Origin of the sequence: Lysobacter sp. Root690, from assembly GCF_001427785.1 — a bacterium.
Classification (GTDB): domain Bacteria; phylum Pseudomonadota; class Gammaproteobacteria; order Xanthomonadales; family Xanthomonadaceae; genus Lysobacter.
Genome location: NZ_LMHM01000018.1, coordinates 34,886 through 52,111, shown reverse-complemented (window position 1 = coordinate 52,111; position 17,226 = coordinate 34,886). Strand labels below are relative to the sequence as shown.

Sequence of the window (17,226 nt, the reverse complement as noted above, 5' to 3'; positions counted from 1 at the left end):
CTCCGATCACTCGCCGTCGAGCTGCACGCACCCGCCCGGCGCGGGTGCCGATCGCACCGTAGGACCTTCGAACATGCGTCTGCACACTCCGCCGATCGACACCCAAGACAACCTGCTGGGTTGGCACCTGGCGTCGTTGCTGTATCTGAGTTTCGTGTTCATCCCGCTGTTTTTCTGGCAACCGCCGTGGTGGATCATCGCCATGGCGATCGCCTCGGTGGTCGCGTTCCTGCCGATGTACTGGGCGTTCTATCGCGGCGGTTCCAAGCTGCGGTTGTGGCTGGTGCTGGCGGTCGCGGGCATCGGTTACGGGGTGTTGCCGTACGGCATCGGCGGCGGCACCTATCTGATTTTCGCCGCCGGCATGATCGCCAGCTTCCTGCCGCGCTGGCACGGGATGGCGCTGGCGGTGGCGCTGTTCGCGATCTTCAGCGTCGAGGCGCTGATGATCCTGCCGCCGGAGTTCTCGCCGGTGTCGAGCGTGCTGATACAGACCCTGGTCGGCGCGATCGTCTACGCCGGCGTGCTGGCCGCGCGTTCGCGCGAACTGCGCAACGCTGAGCTGCGCCTGACGCAAGAGGAAGTGCGGCGCCTGGCCAGCCTGGCCGAGCGCGAACGCATCGGCCGCGATCTGCACGATCTGCTCGGCCACACCTTGTCGGTGGTGGTGCTCAAGTCGCAGCTTGCCGCGCGCCTGCTTGAACACGATAAGAAGGCCGCGCAGGATCAGATCTGCGAAGTCGAGCGGGTCGCGCGCGAAGCGCTGACCCAGGTGCGCGAAGCAGTCGCCGGCATCCGCGCCAACGGCCTGCAGGCCGAACTCGCGGCGGCGCGACTGGCCTTGCTTGGCGGCGAGATCAGCCTGGATCACAAGCTCGCGCCGGTGGATATTCCGCTCAACGTCGAGGCCGCGCTGGCGCTGGCCTTACGCGAGTCCGTCACCAACGTGCTGCGGCATGCGCGCGCGCGCCGGGTCGATGTCGAACTGACCCAGGACGCGCGCGGCGGCATCGTGCTGCGCATCGCCGACGACGGCCGCGGCGGCGTGAGCGGCGAGGGCCACGGCCTGACCGGCATGCGCGAACGCCTGCACTCGGTCGGCGGCGTGGTCGAAATCGAAAGTCCGAACGGCGCCGGCACGCGCCTGAGTCTGCTGGTGTCGCGCGAGGCGCTCGCCGCCGCGCGCCGGCTGCCGGCGCCCGCCGCCACATCCGGGACCGCGCGCGAGCCGGTCCTGCTAGAACGAGGTACCGCATGATCCGTTTGTTGCTCGCTGAAGATCAGGCCCTGGTACGCGGCGCGCTCGCCGCGCTGCTGAACCTGGAACCCGACATCGAAGTCGTCGCCGAAGCCGGCGACGGCGCCACCGCCTGGGAAGCGGTCAAACGCGTCCAGCCCGACATGGTGGTGACCGATATCGAGATGCCCGGCATGACCGGTATCGACCTGGCGATGCGGGTGCGCGACTCGGGCATGCCGACCCGAGTGGTGATCGTCACCACGTTCGGCCGCGCCGGTTATCTGCGCCGGGCGATGGACGCCGGCGTGCGCGGTTACCTGCTCAAGGACGCGCCGGCCGGGCAATTGGCCGAAGCGCTGCGTCAGGTGCATCGCGGCGGCCGCGCGATTGACCCGCAGCTCGCGGTCGCCGCGTGGAGCGACGAAGACCCGCTGACCGAACGCGAGCGGCAGGTGCTGCGGCTGGCGGGCGAGGGCCTGTCGACCGCCGAGATCGGCGAGCGGCTGCATTTGAGCCAGGGGACCGTGCGCAATTATTTGTCCGAGGCGATCGGCAAGCTCGACAGCAGCAACCGGATTGAGGCGTATCGGCGGGCGAGGCAGAACGGGTGGTTGTGAGGGGGCGGGCGACAAGGGCTTGGCAGCGCTAAAGCGAAGCAAAGCAAAGGCGGAGCAAAGCAAAAGCGAATCCCCCCTGGCCCCCCTTTTGCAAAGGGGGGAACCCGTCTCGTACTGGCGCGGCGGGCGGATGAGTCGCTAGCTTTTGAGGGCGCGGCAAGCTCTTTCGCGCAGATCCGATCCGATCCGGTCCGATCTCAATCCCGATCCGACGCCGTTGCTTTTCCCCCCTTTGCAAAAGGGGGGCAGGGGGGATTCGCTTTTGCCCCACCCGCCCCAAGCCCCTCACTTTTGCCGATCCACCCAACACCCCGGATAATGACCGCCTCCCCGATCCCGGCCCCGGCATTAGCCGCCGTCCGGCATCGCCCGCGTCCGCCCGTCCGAGCCGGTTTGCACCGGTCCCGACGCCCGCGGCGCATCGCGTCCAACGATCCGGTTTCTTGAAAAAGTCCGATTTCAACTACGAACTTCCGCCCGAGCTGATCGCCCAGGCGCCCCTGGCCGAGCGTTCGGCCAGCCGCCTGCTGGTGGTCCCGCCCGCTCCCGCGCCGCGCGAGGACCGGGTGTTCAGCGATCTGCCGCAACTGCTGCAGCCCGGCGACCTGCTGGTGTTCAACGACACCCGGGTGATCCCGGCGCGGCTGTTCGGGCAGAAAAGCACCGGCGGGCGGGTCGAGATATTGATCGAGCGCTTGCTCGGCGGCAGCGAAGCGCGGGCCCAGCTCGGGGTGAGCAAATCGCCGAAGCAAGGCGCGCGCATCGCCCTGGACGCTGGCGGCGAGGCCGAGGTGCTCGGCCGCGACGGCGAGTTCTACCGCCTGCGCTTCCACGTGCCCGAATCGTTGGAGCAATGGCTGCTGCACGCCGGCCGCCTGCCGCTGCCGCCGTACATCCAGCGTGAGCCTGGGCAGGACGACGACGAGCGTTACCAGACCGTGTTCGCGCGCGAGATCGGCGCGGTCGCCGCGCCGACCGCGGGCCTGCATTTCGACGAAACCCTGCTGGCGCGGTTGCGCGAGCGCGGGATCGAATTCGGCCACGTGACCCTGCACGTCGGCGCCGGCACCTTCCAGCCGGTGCGCGCCGACAGCCTCGACCAGCACGTGATGCACAGCGAGTGGCTCAACGTCGGCGCCGGCCTGATCGAACAGATCCGTCGCTGCCGGGCGCGCGGCGGGCGGGTGATCGCGGTCGGCACGACCGTGGTGCGCGCGCTGGAAAGCGCGATCCGGCTGAACCCGGCCGAAGACGGCGAGCTGCTGCCGTTCGCGGGCGAAACCCGCTTGTTCATCCTGCCGGGCTATCGGATCACCTCGGTCGACGGCCTGATCACCAATTTCCATCTGCCCGAAAGCACGCTGCTGATGCTGGTCTCGGCGTTCTCCGGCAAGGAGCAGGTATTCGCCGCGTACGAACACGCGATCGCGCAGCGCTACCGTTTCTTTTCCTATGGCGACGCGATGCTGCTGTGGCCACTCGAAGCTACTTAGCCCCGCCGTCCTCTCAAGAAGCGAAAAACCGTAAGCCGTCCTGGTGGAATCACCCGCAACCGACGGCAACCGGGCGCCCTCGCAACCCAAGCCAATGAATTCCGACCGCTCCCACCCGCGCGACACCACATGCGCCTCACCATATAAAGGAACCCGCGCATGAGCCGCATGTCCTTCGAATTGCTCGGCAACGACGGCGCCGCGCGCCGCGGCCGGCTGACCTTTCCGCGCGGCACGGTCGAAACCCCGGCGTTCATGCCGGTGGGCACCTACGGCTCGGTCAAGGGGATCATGCCCGAGCACGTCGCCGAACTCGGCGCGCAGATCATTCTGGGCAACACCTTCCATCTGTATTTGCGTCCGGGCCTGGACGTGATCAGCGATCACGGCGGCCTGCACGGGTTCGCGCGCTGGAACGGGCCGATCCTGACCGACTCGGGCGGTTTCCAGGTGTTCTCGCTCGCGCACCGGCGCAAGATCACCGAGCAGGGTGTGACCTTCGCCTCGCCGGTCGACGGCAGCAAGGTGTTCCTCGGTCCCGAGGAGAGCATGAACATCCAGCGCGTGCTCGATTCGGACATCGTGATGATCTTCGACGAATGCACGCCGTATCCGGCGACCGAGGAGGTCGCGCGCAAGTCGATGGAACTGAGCCTGCGTTGGGCCGAGCGCTCGAAGAAGGCGCACGAGGGCAACGACGCGGCGCTGTTCGGCATCGTCCAGGGCGGCGTGCACCACGACCTGCGCACGCGTTCGGCCGACGGCCTGAAGGCGATCGGCTTCGACGGTTACGCGGTCGGCGGCCTGGCCGTCGGCGAGCCCGAGGAGGAGCGCAACGCCATGCTCGAACACACCTGCCCGCAGCTGCCCGAAGACCGTCCGCGCTATCTGATGGGGGTGGGCCGGCCCGAGGACCTGGTTGAATCGGTCGCGCGCGGCGTGGACATGTTCGACTGCGTGATGCCGACCCGCAACGCGCGCAACGGCCACTACTTCACCGCCCACGGCACGGTGCGGGTGCGCAACGCCAAGTACGAACGCGACCTGCGCCCGATCGAGGAAGGCTGCGACTGCTACGCCTGCCGCAACGGTTTCAGCCGCGCCTACCTGCGCCATCTGGACCGTTGCAACGAGATGCTCGGGCCGATGCTGGGCACCTTGCACAACCTGCGCTACTACCAGCGGCTGATGGCGCAGATGCGCTCGGCGATCGAGCAGGGAACCTTTGCGGCCTTCCGCGAGTCTTTCTACGCCGCACGCCAATAAGAAGCCGTTCGTCCGCGAGCGGACGAACTCCCTGTCCCCCTCTCCCGTCCACGGGAGAGGGCAGGGCTGAGGGCTCACCTGCCGGCCTCGACCCATCCCCCAACCGGAATCCCGGAAGGCGGCCAAGTCGCCAAGGCCGCCACCGCCGGCTCCGGGCCCCAACCCAGACCGGCGAAAGCCCATAAAACCGTGCGCTGGCGCCCATTTGGGCCCCGGCCGTAGCCCCCACCCAGCCGTGGCATAATCCCCGGCTATTTTTCGCTCCAGGACTTTCCGATGAATCTGCTCGACCTCCTGATCGCTCCCGCCCATGCCCAAGCCGCTCCAGCCGCGGCGCAGGGCGGATTGTTCGGCGGCGGCCTCGGCGGCCTGATCCTGCCGTTGGTGCTGATCGCGGTGATGTACTTCCTGATCTTCCGCCCGCAGGCCAAGCGCGCCAAGGAACACCGCGGCATGCTCGAGAAGCTGTCCAAGGGCGACGAAGTGCTGACCAACGGAGGCATCGCCGGCACCGTCACCGATATCGGCGAGAACTTCATCACCGTGGAAATCGCCGACAACGTGCGCATCCGCGTGCAGAAGGGCGCGATCGCCAACGTTTTGCCCAAGGGCACCTTGAAGTCGGCCTGAGCCGACGCCACGCCATTTTTACAAGCGGCGACCGGGGAGGTCGCCGCAGGGGTTCTCGATGCTGACCTTCGCGCGCTGGAAATACTTCGTCATCCTGCTAGTCCTTGCGGTCAGCGTGATCTACGCGCTGCCCAATGCCTACCCGCAGGACCCATCGGTACAGATTTCCGCGTCGCGGAGTGACGGCATCCAGGTCAACGCGAGCCTGGCCAAGAAGGTCGAAAGCCTGCTGAGTCAGGCCAAGATCCCGTCCAAGTCGATCAAGATCGAGGACCAGGGCAACCTGCTGGTGCGGCTGGAAGACACCGACCAGCAGACCCGCGCCGCCGACCTGCTGCGTCCGCAACTGGGCAACGACTACGTGGTCGCGCTGAGCCTGGCGCCGACCGCTCCGGCCTGGCTGGAATTCCTGCGCGCCAAGCCGATGCCGCGCGGCCTCGACCTTCAGGGCGGCGTGCACTTCGTGATGCAGGTCGACCAGGCCAGCGCGATCGACAAGCGTCTGGACGCCTATGTCGAAGACGTCCGCTCGACCCTGCGCGACAACCGCGTGCCGTACACCTCGGTGGTCCGCCGCGGCAACGAGGCGCTGGTCGCCACGCTCGGCACCGGCGCCGATACCGCCAAGGCGCAGACCCAGTTGCGCACCGCGTTCCCGACCCTGACCCAGAATCTCCAGGACCAGACCCTGACTCTGGAAGTGCCGCAGGCTGAACTGCAGCGCATCTCGCTGGAAGCCATCGAACAGAACCTCAACACCCTGCGCAACCGCATCAACGCCTTCGGCGTGGCCGAGCCGGTGATCCAGCGCCAGGGCACCGACCGCATCGTGATTCAGTTGCCGGGTCTGCAGGACACGGTCGAGGCCAAGCGCCAGATCGGCGCGACCGCGACCTTGGAGTTCCGCGCGGTGATCGGCAACGAAGCCACCGCCGACGCGGCGGTGCGCGACCGCAGCGTCCCGCCGGATGCGCGCGTGTACTACACCGAGACCAAGCAGCCGCTGCTGCTGTCCAAGCGCCTGCTGGTGTCGGGCGAGCAACTGGTCAACGCTCAGCCGATGACCGATCCGCAGGACGGCCGCCAGGGCGTGCAGATCACGCTCAACAGCGTCGGCGGCCAGCGCATGCTCGACCACACCTTGGAAAACGTCGGCAAGCGCCTGGGCATCGTGTATGTCGAGCAGACCCCGATCACCTCGATCGTCGACGGCAAGGAAGTGCAGACCATCCGCACCGACGAGCGCGTGATCAACTCGGCCACCATCCAGGGCGTGTTCGGCAAGAGCTTCCAGACCACCGGCCTGAGCGCGGAAGAGTCCAAGGCCCTGGCCAGCCAGCTCAAGTCCGGCGCATTGGCCGCGCCGATGATCTTCGTCGAAGAGCGCGTGGTAGGCCCGAGCCTGGGCGCCGAGAACGTCAAGCGTGGCACCATGGCGGTGGCGTACTCCTTCATCTTCGCGCTGAGCTTCTTCCTGATCTATTACCGAATGTTCGGCCTGATCACCTGCATGGCGCTGGTGCTCAACCTGCTGATGGTGGTGGCGCTGATGTCGATCGTCGGCGCGACCATGAGCCTGCCCGGCTTCGCCGGCCTGGCCTTGTCGGTGGGCATGTCGGTCGACGCCAACGTGCTGATCAACGAACGAATAAGAGAAGAGTTGCGCGCCGGGATACCGCCGCAGACCGCGATCGCGACCGGTTACGACAAGGCCTCGGGCACCATCTTCGACTCCAACATGACCGCGCTGCTGGCCGGCGTGGCCCTGTACGCCTTCGGTACCGGTCCGCTGCAGGGCTTCGCGATCACCATGATCGTCGGCATCCTGACCTCGGTGTTCACCGCCGTCACCGTGTCGCGCGGCATCGCCACGCTGATCTACGGTGGCAACCGCCGCAAGCTCAAGTCCATCGCGATCTGACGGGAATACTCCAGACATGAAAATTTTCCCGCTGACCCTGCTGCCGAACGACGCCAACATCAACTTCATGAAGATGCGGTGGCTGTCGATCGCCATCGCCGCCATCATCATGTTCGTCGCGATCGGGGCGATGGCCACCCGCGGCTTCAACTTCGCCCTCGACTTCACCGGCGGCAACCTGGTCGAAGTGCACCTGGACAAGGCCGCCTCGCTCGACGCCATCCGCGACAAGCTCGCCGCCGACGGTTACGACAGCGCCCAGGTCCAGACCTACGGCTCGGGCAACGAACTGCTGGTGCGTCTGCAGCCGCGCGAGGGCGACGATTCCTCCGCCGCCACCGCGCACGCCGCCCAGGCGGTGATGAAGGCGGTCACCGCCAGCGGCAACACCGGCAAGATCCTGCGCAACGAATTCGTCGGTCCCCAGATCGGCAAGGAACTGGCCCTCAACGGCCTGAAAGCGCTGATCTTCGTGGTCGTCGGCTTCCTGATCTACATCGCCTTCCGCTTCGAATGGAAGTTCGCGGTGGCGGCGATCATCACCACCTTGCACGACGTGATTGTGGTCGCCGGCTGGTTCGCGCTCAGCGGCCACGAATTCGACCTGACCGTGCTGGCCGGCATCCTGTCGGTGATGGGCTACTCGATCAACGACACCATCGTGGTGTTCGACCGCGTGCGCGAGAACTTCCGTTCGATGCGTGCCGATCCGGAGGTCATCCTCAACAAGTCGATTAACCAGACCCTGTCGCGCACGGTGATCACTTCGTTCGTGGCATTCCTGACCGTGGTCGCGCTGTACATCTACGGCGGCGGTTCGCTGCGCGGCATGGCCGAATCGCAGATGCTCGGCATCATCATCGGCACCGTGTCCTCGATCTTCGTCGCCTGTCCGTTGCTGACCCTGGGCTTCCTCAAGGTCACCAAGCAGGACTTGCTGCCCAAGGCCAAGGACGACGCGGCGCTAGCGCGTCGTCCGTAACCGACGGCGGGTTGGTTGGACGAAAAAGGCCGCGCATTGCGCGGCCTTTTTCTTGGGCGGTGCCGCCCGGCTGATGGCGCTGGCGAGGCGGGGCGTAGTCGATATTTTCGTGTCGTCGTTCGATGATGCGGTGGCAGATCGGCTTCGCCGGCCATGGCGATATCCTTATCGAAAGGCGAAGGCCAGACCTGATTCCCTGGAGCGAACATGTCCGCACGCAACCAACAACAGATCAACGACTGGAACGGCCCGGTCGGCGATCGCTGGCTGACCTACAACGATTGGCTCGATGAGCGCACCGCCGCCTACGGCGAGGTGGCGTTCGCCGCTGCCGCGCCGCGACCCGGCGAATCAGTGCTCGACATCGGTTGCGGCGCGGGCGCGACCTCGCTAGCGCTGGCACGCGCGGTCGGAGCGGATGGCAACGTGATCGGCGTGGACGTGTCCGAACCGCTGATCGGTCGCGCGCGCGAACGCGCGCAGGCGTCCGGGCTGCCGGTCGAGTTCCACCTCGCCGACGCCAGCGCGCCCTTGTTCGCGCCGCACAGCTTCGATCTACTGTTCTCGCGCTTCGGCGTGATGTTCTTCGACGACCCGGTCGCCGCGTTCACCGAACTGCGCGAAACCCTCAAGCCCGGCGGCCGGATCGCCTTCGCGTGCTGGCAGGAACCGGCGAAGAACGACTGGTACGTGCTGCCGTTGAACGCGATCGCCGGGATCGTCGAACAGCCGAGCGTCGACACGAGCGCGCCCGGCCCGTTCGCCTTCAGCGACCCGCAGCGGGTCGAGCGGATTCTGACCGAGGCCGGATTCGCCCAGATCGAACTGCGCGCCTTCGAGGCGCCGTTCTACCACGGCCGCGGCGACACTCGCGAGGCCATGGCCGAGGATGCGTTGCAGCAGGTGTTCCGGGTCGGGCCAATCCAGCGGCTGTTGGCGGCGCAGAGCGAAGATGTTCGTGCGCGGGCGGCGCAGGCCATCGAAGAGGCCTTGGAGGCGATCGCCACCGATGAGGGCATCGCGGTGAACGGAGCGACTTGGGTGGTGACCGCGATCAACAAGCGCGCAGACATATCATGAGCTTCGTCTTGTACGCATTGCTCGGCGAGGATTCGCCGCTGACGTCGATCGAACGGATCGATACTGAACTGGGCCGGTGTTTCGCCCTGGAAACCGATCTGGTCGCGCAATTCGAAGTGCTGCCGTTCACGACCGAGCGTTCGTTGAGGCTGCGTTGGCCGAACTGGGCAATCTTGGTGTTTTACGAGGATGGGCCGTCGGTTCTCGCCGACTCGCGGGAAATACAGCGCATCGCGGGAACGCCTGATATCCCGGACCTTTCCGGTATCGGGCGTCGAGTACGCGTGGTGTTTGGCTCGGACGATGACAGGGTATACACCAATCACGTGATCTGGATGATGGAGTACTTGTGTGGCATCGAGGGCGCCTTTGTTTTCGACCCTTTGCGCAAGGAGTTCATTAGCCTCACTTAGGCGCCGGAGCAAACGGTCTGCAACGTTGGATCGGACGCAATACGAGAAACGCCGCGAAAATCGCGGCGTTTTTCATTTATGCCCAGTCAATGCTACGGCATGCGCGTCAATCAAACGCCGCCGCATACCCCGTATTGACGATCCGATTCTGCAACGCATCGGCGATCTTCAAATTACCAGCGACCAACTGCCGCGGCGGCAAGCCGCGATTGTCCATCGGCCCAGTCGAACGGCCCTTGAAGTCGCAGACCTTGCCGCCGGCCTCGCGCACCATCAGGGCGCCGGCGGCGATGTCCCACGGCTTCAGGCCGGCTTCGAAATAAGCGTCGGCGCGGCCGCAGGCGACGTAGGCCAGGTCGAGCGCGGCCGAGCCGGTGCGGCGCACGTCCTCTGCGTCGACCAGCAGATTGTCCAGACACTTGAGGTGGGCGCTGGCGCGGGCGCGTTCGCGCGGCGGGAAGCCGGTGATCAGCATCGCGCCGGTCAGGTCCTTGCGCTCGGCGATGCGCACGCGCTTTTCGTTGAGCTGGGTGCCGCTGCCGCGGCTGGTGGTGAACAGGTCGTTGCGCAGCGGATCGAAGATCACGCCGTGGATCGGTTCGCCGTTTTCGCACAGCGCGATCGACACGCAGAAATGCGGGATGCCGTGCAGGTAGTTGCTGGTGCCGTCGAGCGGATCGATGACCCAGGTGAAACGGGCCTGGCCGATCGGGCCGCTTTCCTCGCCGAGGATGGCGTAGTCGGGGGTGGCGCGGCGGAATTCCTTGATGATCTCCGCTTCGGCCAGGCTGTCGACTTCGCTGGCGTAGTCCATGCGGTCCTTCTCGACGATGTTCAGCGCATCCAGGCGGTGCATGTGGCGCAGCAGCACGTTGCCGGCGGAGCGAGCGGCCTTGACCATGAGGGTGACGGCGGGTTTCTGCATGGTTTACGGCCTCGAACGGGTGAGGTGGGGCAGGACTGACGGGGATAAAGAGCGGGCCGGCGCGTATGGCCGGGGCGGGGAGTTTACCATTTGCGCATGAACTCCGATCCTCGCGAAACCACGCCGCCGCCCGAGCGGCCCGAAAGTGCCAACTCCGCCGCGGCCCAGGGCGACCCCGCCGCCGCGCCCGGCGCGGCCCAACCCGCCGCCGAACCGGACCCGGCCGCCGCCCGCATCCGCATCGTCCTGGTCGGCACCCAGCACCCGGGCAATATCGGCTCGGCGGCCCGGGCCATGAAGACCATGGGCCTGTCGCGGTTGATCCTGGTCGCGCCCGAGAAACCGCTCGACCGCGATGCCTACGCGATGGCCGCCGGCGCCGACGACGTGCTGGAGGCCGCGCCGATCCTGCCCGACCTGGCCACGGCGATCGCCGATTGCCACTGGGTCCTGGGCTGCACCGCGCGCAGCCGCCGGATCGCGCTGGAGGAACTGGCGCCGCGCTTCGCCGCCGAGCGCGTTGACGCCCGCGCCCGCGAAGGCGCGCAGGTCGCGCTGGTGTTCGGGCGCGAGCGCACCGGTCTGAACAACGACGAATTGCAACTGTGCCATGCCGCGGTCCATATCCCGGCCAATCCCGATTACAGCTCGCTCAACCTCGGCGCGGCGGTGCAGGTGCTCAGTTACGAGCTGCGCATCGCGGCGCTGGCCGCGGCCGCCGCCGATCCGGCCGGCGATCACCGCGACCCGCCGGCCTCGCACGCGCAACTGGAAGGCTTCTTCGGCCAGCTCGGCGAGGCGCTGGACGCGATCGACTTCCACAAGGGCCGCGCGCCCGAATCGGCGATGCGCAAGCTGCGCCGGCTGTTCCTGCGCGCCGACCTGGACGAGCGCGAAGTGCGCCTGCTGCGCGGGGTGCTCGCCGACGTCGAGCGCATGGCGATGCTGGCCGGCCAGCGTCGCTGAGCCGGTGGGCATGGGCGGGCCGTCACCCGCCTTGCGCGCGCGCCGCCGGGCCGTTGCGGGGGCACAACGCGGGCGTATCGGCGCGGCGGCGGTTCGATTACGCTGCGGTGGCAATCCGACCGGGTGACTTGAGTTGATCGCTAGCGCGCGGATTCTGAGAGTGCTGTGGGGGCTCGTCCTGGCCGGGGCGTCGGCCTGCGTCGCGGCGTCGCCCGATATGCACGACGGGCGCGGCGGCCACCCGGAAGACACCGATGCGCATGTGCTGGTGCTGGGCCGGATCAGCGACGATCCCAAGGCCCATTACGAACAGCTCAAGCCGCTGCTGGATTACGTGGTCCCGCGCATGGCCGAGGTCGGCATCCGCGAGGGCCGCATCCTGATGGCCAAGGATGTGCAGCAGATGGGCAGCTATCTGCGCCGCGGCCGGGTCGACTGGGTCAGCGAGACCGCCGGCACCGCGATGCTGCTGCGGCAGCGCGCCGACGCGCGGCCGTTGCTGCTGACCGAGCGCGACGGGGTCAGCCACTACCACAGCGTGTTCTTCGCCCGTCGCGACAGCGGGCTGCGCTCGCTCGAAGACCTCAGCGGCCACAACGTCGCGTTTCAACGGCCGACCTCGACCAGCGCCTATTTCGTCCCGGCCGCGACCTTGCTCGAACGCGGCCTGACCCTGGAAATCCTGTTGTCGCCGACCGACCGCATCAACCGCGGCGGGGTCGGTTATCTGTTCGCGCGCTCCGAGCTCAACGTCTCGACCTGGGTGCACAAGCGCCTGGTCGACGCCGGGGTGATGAGCAACCTGGACTGGAACAACCCGCGGCGCATGCCCGAAGCGTTCCGCCGCGACCTGATCGAGATCGGCCGCAGCGAGGACTATCCGCGCGCGCTGGAAGTCGTGCGCGGCGATCTCGATCCGAAAGTCGCCGCGCGCCTGCGCGAGGTGCTGATGGACGCGGCCGGCGATCCCGAGGCCGGCGAAGCGCTGCTGCGTTTCTTCAAGACCACCCGCTTCATGCCGATCGACGCCGAATCGCAGCGCGCGCTGGACCATATCGGTTCGGGCGTGGCGCGGGTGCGCGCGGAGGTCGAATGAGACTGCGCGCCGGCCTGCAGGCCAAGTTCCTGTCGATCATGGGAGTGGCGTTTCTGGTCGTGGTCACGCTGATCGCGCTGTTGCTGTATCGGCAGGAGCGCATTCAGGCCGAAGTGGTCGGGGTCAGCCGCGATGCGATGCGCGACAGCTTCGTCGAAAGCCTGCGCCGTCACGGCGAAGGCGAGGTGGCGCAGCTCGCCGGCTCGCTGACCAACCCGCTGTACTACTTCGACCTGGACGCGATCGGCGAACTCAGCCGCGCGGCGCTGGCCAATCCGGGCGTGCGCTACGTGATCGTCTACGACAGCGACGGCAACATCGTCCACGACGGCAGCGAGGAGATTCCCAGCTACGGCAAGCGCATGGACGATGCGATGGCCAGGCAGGTGGTCGCCGCGCGCGCGCTGCACACTCAATGGGGCGAGCACACCTTCGACGTGTCGATGCCAATCAAGATCGGCCAACAGCGGCTCGGCGGCGTGCGCGTAGGCTACGACCTCAAGGCGATGCGCACGTATCAGGACAGCGCCCTCGATCAACTGCGGCAACGGCTGGAGGAACTGGGCCGGCGCCAGTTGCTGTGGGTCGGGCTGCTCAGCGTGGGCCTGCTCGCGCTCGGCGTGCTGATGGTGTGGCTGATCCAGCGTTGGCTGGTCAAGCCGATCCGCGAACTCGCCGACGCGGCCCAGGCGATCGAGAACGGACAGTTCGACAGCGCGCCTCCGGCCGGGCATCCCAACGACGAAGTCGGCGACCTGATGCATGCGTTCAGCCGCATGAGCCACAGCCTCGCGCGGCACGATCGCGACATCCGCCGCATGGCCTACACCGACGCGCTGACCGGGCTGGCCAACCGGCTCGCGTTTCGCGAGTGGCTGGACCAGCGGCTGCTGCATCTGCGCGGCGACGGCGGCCAGCTCGGCCTGCTATTCGCCGATATCGACGATTTCAAGCGCGTCAACGACACCCTCGGCCACGATGCCGGCGACGATGTGCTGCTGCAGTTCGCCCAGCGCATCCAGGACACGGTGCGCCGGATCGGCGGCGAACGCGCGCTGTTGGCGCGCTTCGGCGGCGACGAATTCGTGATCCTGGTCGAGGGCAGCCGCGAGCGCAACGGCGAGGCGCGCACCGTCGCCACGCATCTGGCCGAAGTGCTGGTGGCCGAACTCGGCCAGCCGATCGTGGTGCACGATCGTCAGGTGTTTCTCGGCACTTCGATCGGCGTGACCCTGTATCCCGAAGACGCGTCCGGCGCGACAGCGCTGATGAAGAACGGCGACATCGCCATGTACCAGGCCAAGGTCGCCGGCAAGAATTGCTATCGCTTCTACAGCCGGGCGATGGATCAGGCGGTGGAGCGCCGGGTTCACCTGGAGCACGAATTGCGCGGCGCCTGGGATCGCGGCGAACTGAGTCTGGTGTATCAACCGGTGTTCCGCCTCGCCGACGGCAAGATGGTCGGCGCCGAGGCGCTGTTGCGCTGGAAGCATCCCGAGCAGGGCCTGATCGCGCCGTCGGTGTTCATCGATGTCGCCGAGCAGAGCGGCCTGATCGAAACCCTCGGTCCGCAGGTGTTGCGCGCGGCTTGCGAGGACGCGGTGTCGTGGCGCAATACGCGTATTGGCGCGGAGTCGCTGTTCGTATCGGTCAATGTTTCGCCGCGCCAGTTGCGCAGCGGCGACCTGCCCAACGTGGTCGCGGCCTGTCTGCACGAAACCGGACTGCCCGCGCAGCAACTGCATCTGGAGCTCACCGAGACCGCGGTCATCGGCGACGAGGTCCACGCAAGCAGCCTGCTGTCGCGGTTGCGCGCGAGCGGGGTGAAGGTGTGGCTGGACGACTTCGGCACCGGCTTCTCCGGCCTGAGCCATCTGCGCCGGGTGCCGGTGGACGGGGTCAAGATCGACCGCAGTTTCATCGCCGACGTGCTGCGCGATCCCGACGATCTGGCGCTGACCACCGCGATCATCGCGATGGCGCATTCGCTGGGCATCATCGTCGTCGCCGAGGGCGTGGAGAAGGAAGGCCAGTACGCGGTGCTGCGCGAGCGCGGCTGCGATCTGGCGCAGGGGTACTGGCTTGGGCATCCGGTGAATGCGCAGGAGTTTTTGCTGCTGCTGGCTTGAAGCGAGAAAGTGAGTGCAGAAGAGTGAGGAGTGAGTAAGGGTTCTGGGCTTTTACTCACTCCTCACTGTTCTCTACTCATCACTGTGTTGATCGATGGCGTTCGGTTCCGCTTGCGTCCCGCACCAGCGCTTTTTGCTTTTGCTCGTCATTCCCGCGAAGGCGGGAATCCAGAGACTTCAGAGTCATGTCGCGGTGAAGCCCTGGATTCCCGCCTTCGCGGGAATGACGAGCAAAAGCGAAGACGCGGCGTAAGGCGCCCGCGAGTCAGCCCAACTTAGCCCGCAACAACGCAATCCACTCCGCCGCCGCCTGCGCCAGGCTGCCCGACAGCACCCCGAACACCGCCACCGCGATCACCCCGGCGACCCAGGCGATGCCCATCAGCTTGCCGTCGCGTTCCAGCAGCGCGAACGCGAACAACAGCAGCAGCGCGCCGAACAGGAAATTGGTGAACGGGATCGGCAGCGACAACAGGATGCCGAGCAGCACCAGCAACAAACCGGTAAAGGCATTGGCGGCGCGATGATCGAGCAGCGCGGTCGCGCGCGGGCTGACGAAACGCTCCAGCCGGGTCAGCCATGGCGCCAGCAGATTGCGGAACCTGGCCATCGCGCTGCGATGCGGGCCGCGCCGGGCGATGAAGCCCGGCAGCCACGGCCGGCGCAGGCCGATCAGCAGTTGCAGACCGACCAGCACCACCAGCGGGCCGCTGATCGCGCCGCCGACGCCCGGGATCGGGATGAAGGCGGGCAGGGTGGAGACGAACAGCAGCATGCCGAACGAGCGGTTGCCCAGGCCGTTGAACACATCCCCGAACTTGACCACCTCGTCCGGATCGCCGGCGACGATGGCGTCGAGCAAGGCGCGGGTACCGGCCTCGTGGACGTCGCGGCGACGCGCGCCGTCGCGATCGCCGCCACGCTTGCCGCCGTCCGGCCCGCGGTCAGCCGCTGCCGTCATCGTCGGTGGACTCGGCGGGCTTGGGCAGGTGCCGCTGCAGCAGCAGCTTGTCGATGCGCGGGCCGTCCAGATCGATCACCTCGATCCGCCAGCCATGCCAGGCGAAGTATTCGCCCACATGCGGAATCCGGCCGAAGTGGGCGATCACCATGCCGGCCACGGTATGGAAGTCGTGCTCGTCCTCGTTCGGCAGGCGTCCGCCGCCGATCACTTCGCGCAGTTCTTCCACCGGCAGCGCGCCGTCGATCAGATACGAGCCGTCTTCGCGCTGCACCACCGGCCCGGCCTGGTCGTCGGACTCGGCGGTCTGGACCCGGCCTATCACCGCGCCCATCAGGTCGTTGACGGTGATCAAACCGGTCACGTCGCCGTATTCGTCGACCACCAGCGCCAGCGACTGCTGTTCCTCGCGGAAGATTTCCAGCAGCTTGAGCGCGTGGGTGGATTCGGACACGAACAAGGCTTCGGTCAACTGGCCGAACAGGTCCGGCAGATTGCCCACGCCCAGGTTGCGCAGCAGCGACTTGGCCTCGAGCACGCCGAGCACGTCCTGATCGCTGCCGCGGTAGACCGGGAAGCGCGAGAACGGCGATTCGCGCATCGCCGCGAGGTTGTCCTCGATCGAAGCGCTGGCGTCGAGCCAGGTGATGCGGGTGCGCGGCGTCATCAGACTGTCGGTGGTGCGGTCGCCCAAACTCAGCACGCGGTTCATCATCTTGCGTTCGTCGGCGTCGATCACGCCCTGCTCGTGGCTTTCGCTCACCAACAGACGGATCTCTTCTTCGCTGATCTCGCTACGCGCATCGTCCTTGATCCCGAGCAGCCGCAGCACCAAGCGATTGATCGCGCCCAGTGTGGCGACCACCGGCTTGGCGAAGCGGGCGAGGCCGGCCAGCACGATCGCCACCGAACTGGCGATCTTTTCCGGGTTGGTCAGGGCCAGCCGCTTGGGGATCAGCTCGCCGAAGATCACGCTGGCGGCGGTGATCAGGGTGACCGCGGTGCCGATGCCGATGGTGCGCGCGTACTCGGCCGCCCCCGGGAAGATGCCGCCGATCCAGCCGGCGATCGCCAGGCCGATCGACTCGCCGCCGAAGGTGCCGGTCAGCACGCCGATCGCGGTGATGCCGACCTGCACGGTCGACAGCAGGTTGTCGGGGTGTTCGGCCAGTTGCAGGGCCATGCGGGCGCCGCGGCTGGGGTGGGTCGGGTTCTCGGCCATCTGCTTCAGGCGCAGCTTGCGCGAGGTCATCAGCGCCATCTCCGACATCGCGAAGAAAGCGTTGAGGACGATCAGGGCCATGACGATCAGTAGTTCCAGCATCGGCAATGCCTCCTGTGGCCGGTGGGTTCACGGAAGGAGCGCGCATTGCGGGCGGAACGGGCCGGGAAGTGCCGGCTGGGTCGCGGTTTTGGGTCGTCGTCCATGGGTTGCGGGGGAAACGGTAGGGAAAGGCGGCATGGCCGGAGCCGGACCGGGGCCGATCTTAGCAGGCATTCACGACGC

Annotated in this window: 15 protein-coding genes; 12 read left to right on the top strand and 3 right to left on the bottom strand. The window is 67.0% G+C overall.

Going from position 1 to position 17,226, the window contains the following annotated elements; all coding sequences use genetic code 11:
• The first annotated feature begins 73 nt into the window (after positions 1-73).
• The 9 genes from ASD86_RS23390 (at position 74) to ASD86_RS23350 (ending at position 9,642) form a co-directional block, all read left to right on the top strand.
• Complete coding sequence (locus ASD86_RS23390; protein WP_056116658.1) at positions 74-1,258, top strand: sensor histidine kinase; 1,185 nt, start codon at positions 74-76, stop codon at positions 1,256-1,258.
• Positions 1,255-1,857: a response regulator transcription factor gene (locus tag ASD86_RS23385; protein WP_036101987.1), complete on the top strand. Its 603-nt coding sequence runs from the start codon at positions 1,255-1,257 to the stop codon at positions 1,855-1,857. The genes ASD86_RS23390 and ASD86_RS23385 overlap by 4 nt, the downstream gene beginning before the upstream one ends.
• 443 nt (positions 1,858-2,300) lie before the next feature.
• Positions 2,301-3,350 carry a tRNA preQ1(34) S-adenosylmethionine ribosyltransferase-isomerase QueA gene (gene queA, locus ASD86_RS23380; protein ID WP_056116656.1) on the top strand — a complete coding sequence of 350 codons (1,050 nt, stop codon included), beginning with the start codon at positions 2,301-2,303 and terminating at the stop codon, positions 3,348-3,350.
• 159 nt (positions 3,351-3,509) lie between these two features.
• Positions 3,510-4,616 (top strand): tRNA guanosine(34) transglycosylase Tgt, encoded by a 1,107-nt coding sequence (gene tgt / locus ASD86_RS23375; protein ID WP_056116654.1) that lies wholly within the window; start codon positions 3,510-3,512, stop codon positions 4,614-4,616.
• A 276-nt stretch (positions 4,617-4,892) separates the two neighbouring features.
• Entirely contained in the window at positions 4,893-5,246 is a 354-nt protein-coding gene (yajC, locus tag ASD86_RS23370; protein ID WP_056116652.1) for a preprotein translocase subunit YajC, read from the top strand.
• Positions 5,247-5,304: 58 nt separating this feature from the next.
• Positions 5,305-7,167: a protein translocase subunit SecD gene (gene secD, locus ASD86_RS23365; protein WP_056116650.1), complete on the top strand. Its 1,863-nt coding sequence runs from the start codon at positions 5,305-5,307 to the stop codon at positions 7,165-7,167.
• Between the two features lie 16 nt (positions 7,168-7,183).
• Positions 7,184-8,149: a protein translocase subunit SecF gene (gene secF, locus ASD86_RS23360; RefSeq protein ID WP_056116648.1), complete on the top strand. Its 966-nt coding sequence runs from the start codon at positions 7,184-7,186 to the stop codon at positions 8,147-8,149.
• A 207-nt stretch (positions 8,150-8,356) separates the two neighbouring features.
• Positions 8,357-9,229: a class I SAM-dependent methyltransferase gene (locus ASD86_RS23355; RefSeq protein ID WP_056116646.1), complete on the top strand. Its 873-nt coding sequence runs from the start codon at positions 8,357-8,359 to the stop codon at positions 9,227-9,229.
• The gene (locus ASD86_RS23350) at positions 9,226-9,642 is read left to right on the top strand and encodes a hypothetical protein (RefSeq protein WP_056116644.1); all 417 of its coding nucleotides are present in this window, start codon (positions 9,226-9,228) and stop codon (positions 9,640-9,642) included. The genes ASD86_RS23355 and ASD86_RS23350 overlap by 4 nt, the downstream gene beginning before the upstream one ends.
• A gap of 106 nt (positions 9,643-9,748) precedes the next feature.
• On the opposite strand, the gene ASD86_RS23345 is transcribed toward ASD86_RS23350, so the two are convergent.
• The gene (locus ASD86_RS23345) at positions 9,749-10,567 is read right to left on the bottom strand and encodes an inositol monophosphatase family protein (RefSeq protein ID WP_036102003.1); all 819 of its coding nucleotides are present in this window, start codon (positions 10,565-10,567) and stop codon (positions 9,749-9,751) included.
• A gap of 96 nt (positions 10,568-10,663) precedes the next feature.
• Here ASD86_RS23345 and ASD86_RS23340 point away from each other — a divergent pair, with 96 nt between their 5' ends.
• From ASD86_RS23340 to ASD86_RS23330, 3 genes are all read left to right on the top strand, one after another.
• Positions 10,664-11,533: an RNA methyltransferase gene (locus ASD86_RS23340; RefSeq protein ID WP_082578660.1), complete on the top strand. Its 870-nt coding sequence runs from the start codon at positions 10,664-10,666 to the stop codon at positions 11,531-11,533.
• Positions 11,534-11,750: 217 nt separating this feature from the next.
• Positions 11,751-12,629 (top strand): phosphate/phosphite/phosphonate ABC transporter substrate-binding protein, encoded by an 879-nt coding sequence (locus tag ASD86_RS23335; protein WP_056117341.1) that lies wholly within the window; start codon positions 11,751-11,753, stop codon positions 12,627-12,629.
• Positions 12,626-14,758 (top strand): EAL domain-containing protein, encoded by a 2,133-nt coding sequence (locus tag ASD86_RS23330; RefSeq protein WP_056116642.1) that lies wholly within the window; start codon positions 12,626-12,628, stop codon positions 14,756-14,758. Before ASD86_RS23335 ends, ASD86_RS23330 begins: the two co-directional genes overlap by 4 nt.
• A 265-nt stretch (positions 14,759-15,023) precedes the next feature.
• Here the strand turns inward: ASD86_RS23330 and ASD86_RS23325 are convergent, their stop codons facing one another.
• Both ASD86_RS23325 and ASD86_RS23320 read right to left on the bottom strand, forming a co-directional pair.
• On the bottom strand, positions 15,024-15,719 hold the full coding sequence (locus tag ASD86_RS23325; protein WP_056116640.1) for an exopolysaccharide biosynthesis protein: 696 nt from the start codon (positions 15,717-15,719) through the stop codon (positions 15,024-15,026).
• Positions 15,703-17,043 (bottom strand): hemolysin family protein, encoded by a 1,341-nt coding sequence (locus ASD86_RS23320; protein WP_056116638.1) that lies wholly within the window; start codon positions 17,041-17,043, stop codon positions 15,703-15,705. The genes ASD86_RS23325 and ASD86_RS23320 overlap by 17 nt, the downstream gene beginning before the upstream one ends.
• Positions 17,044-17,226: the final 183 nt, after the last annotated feature.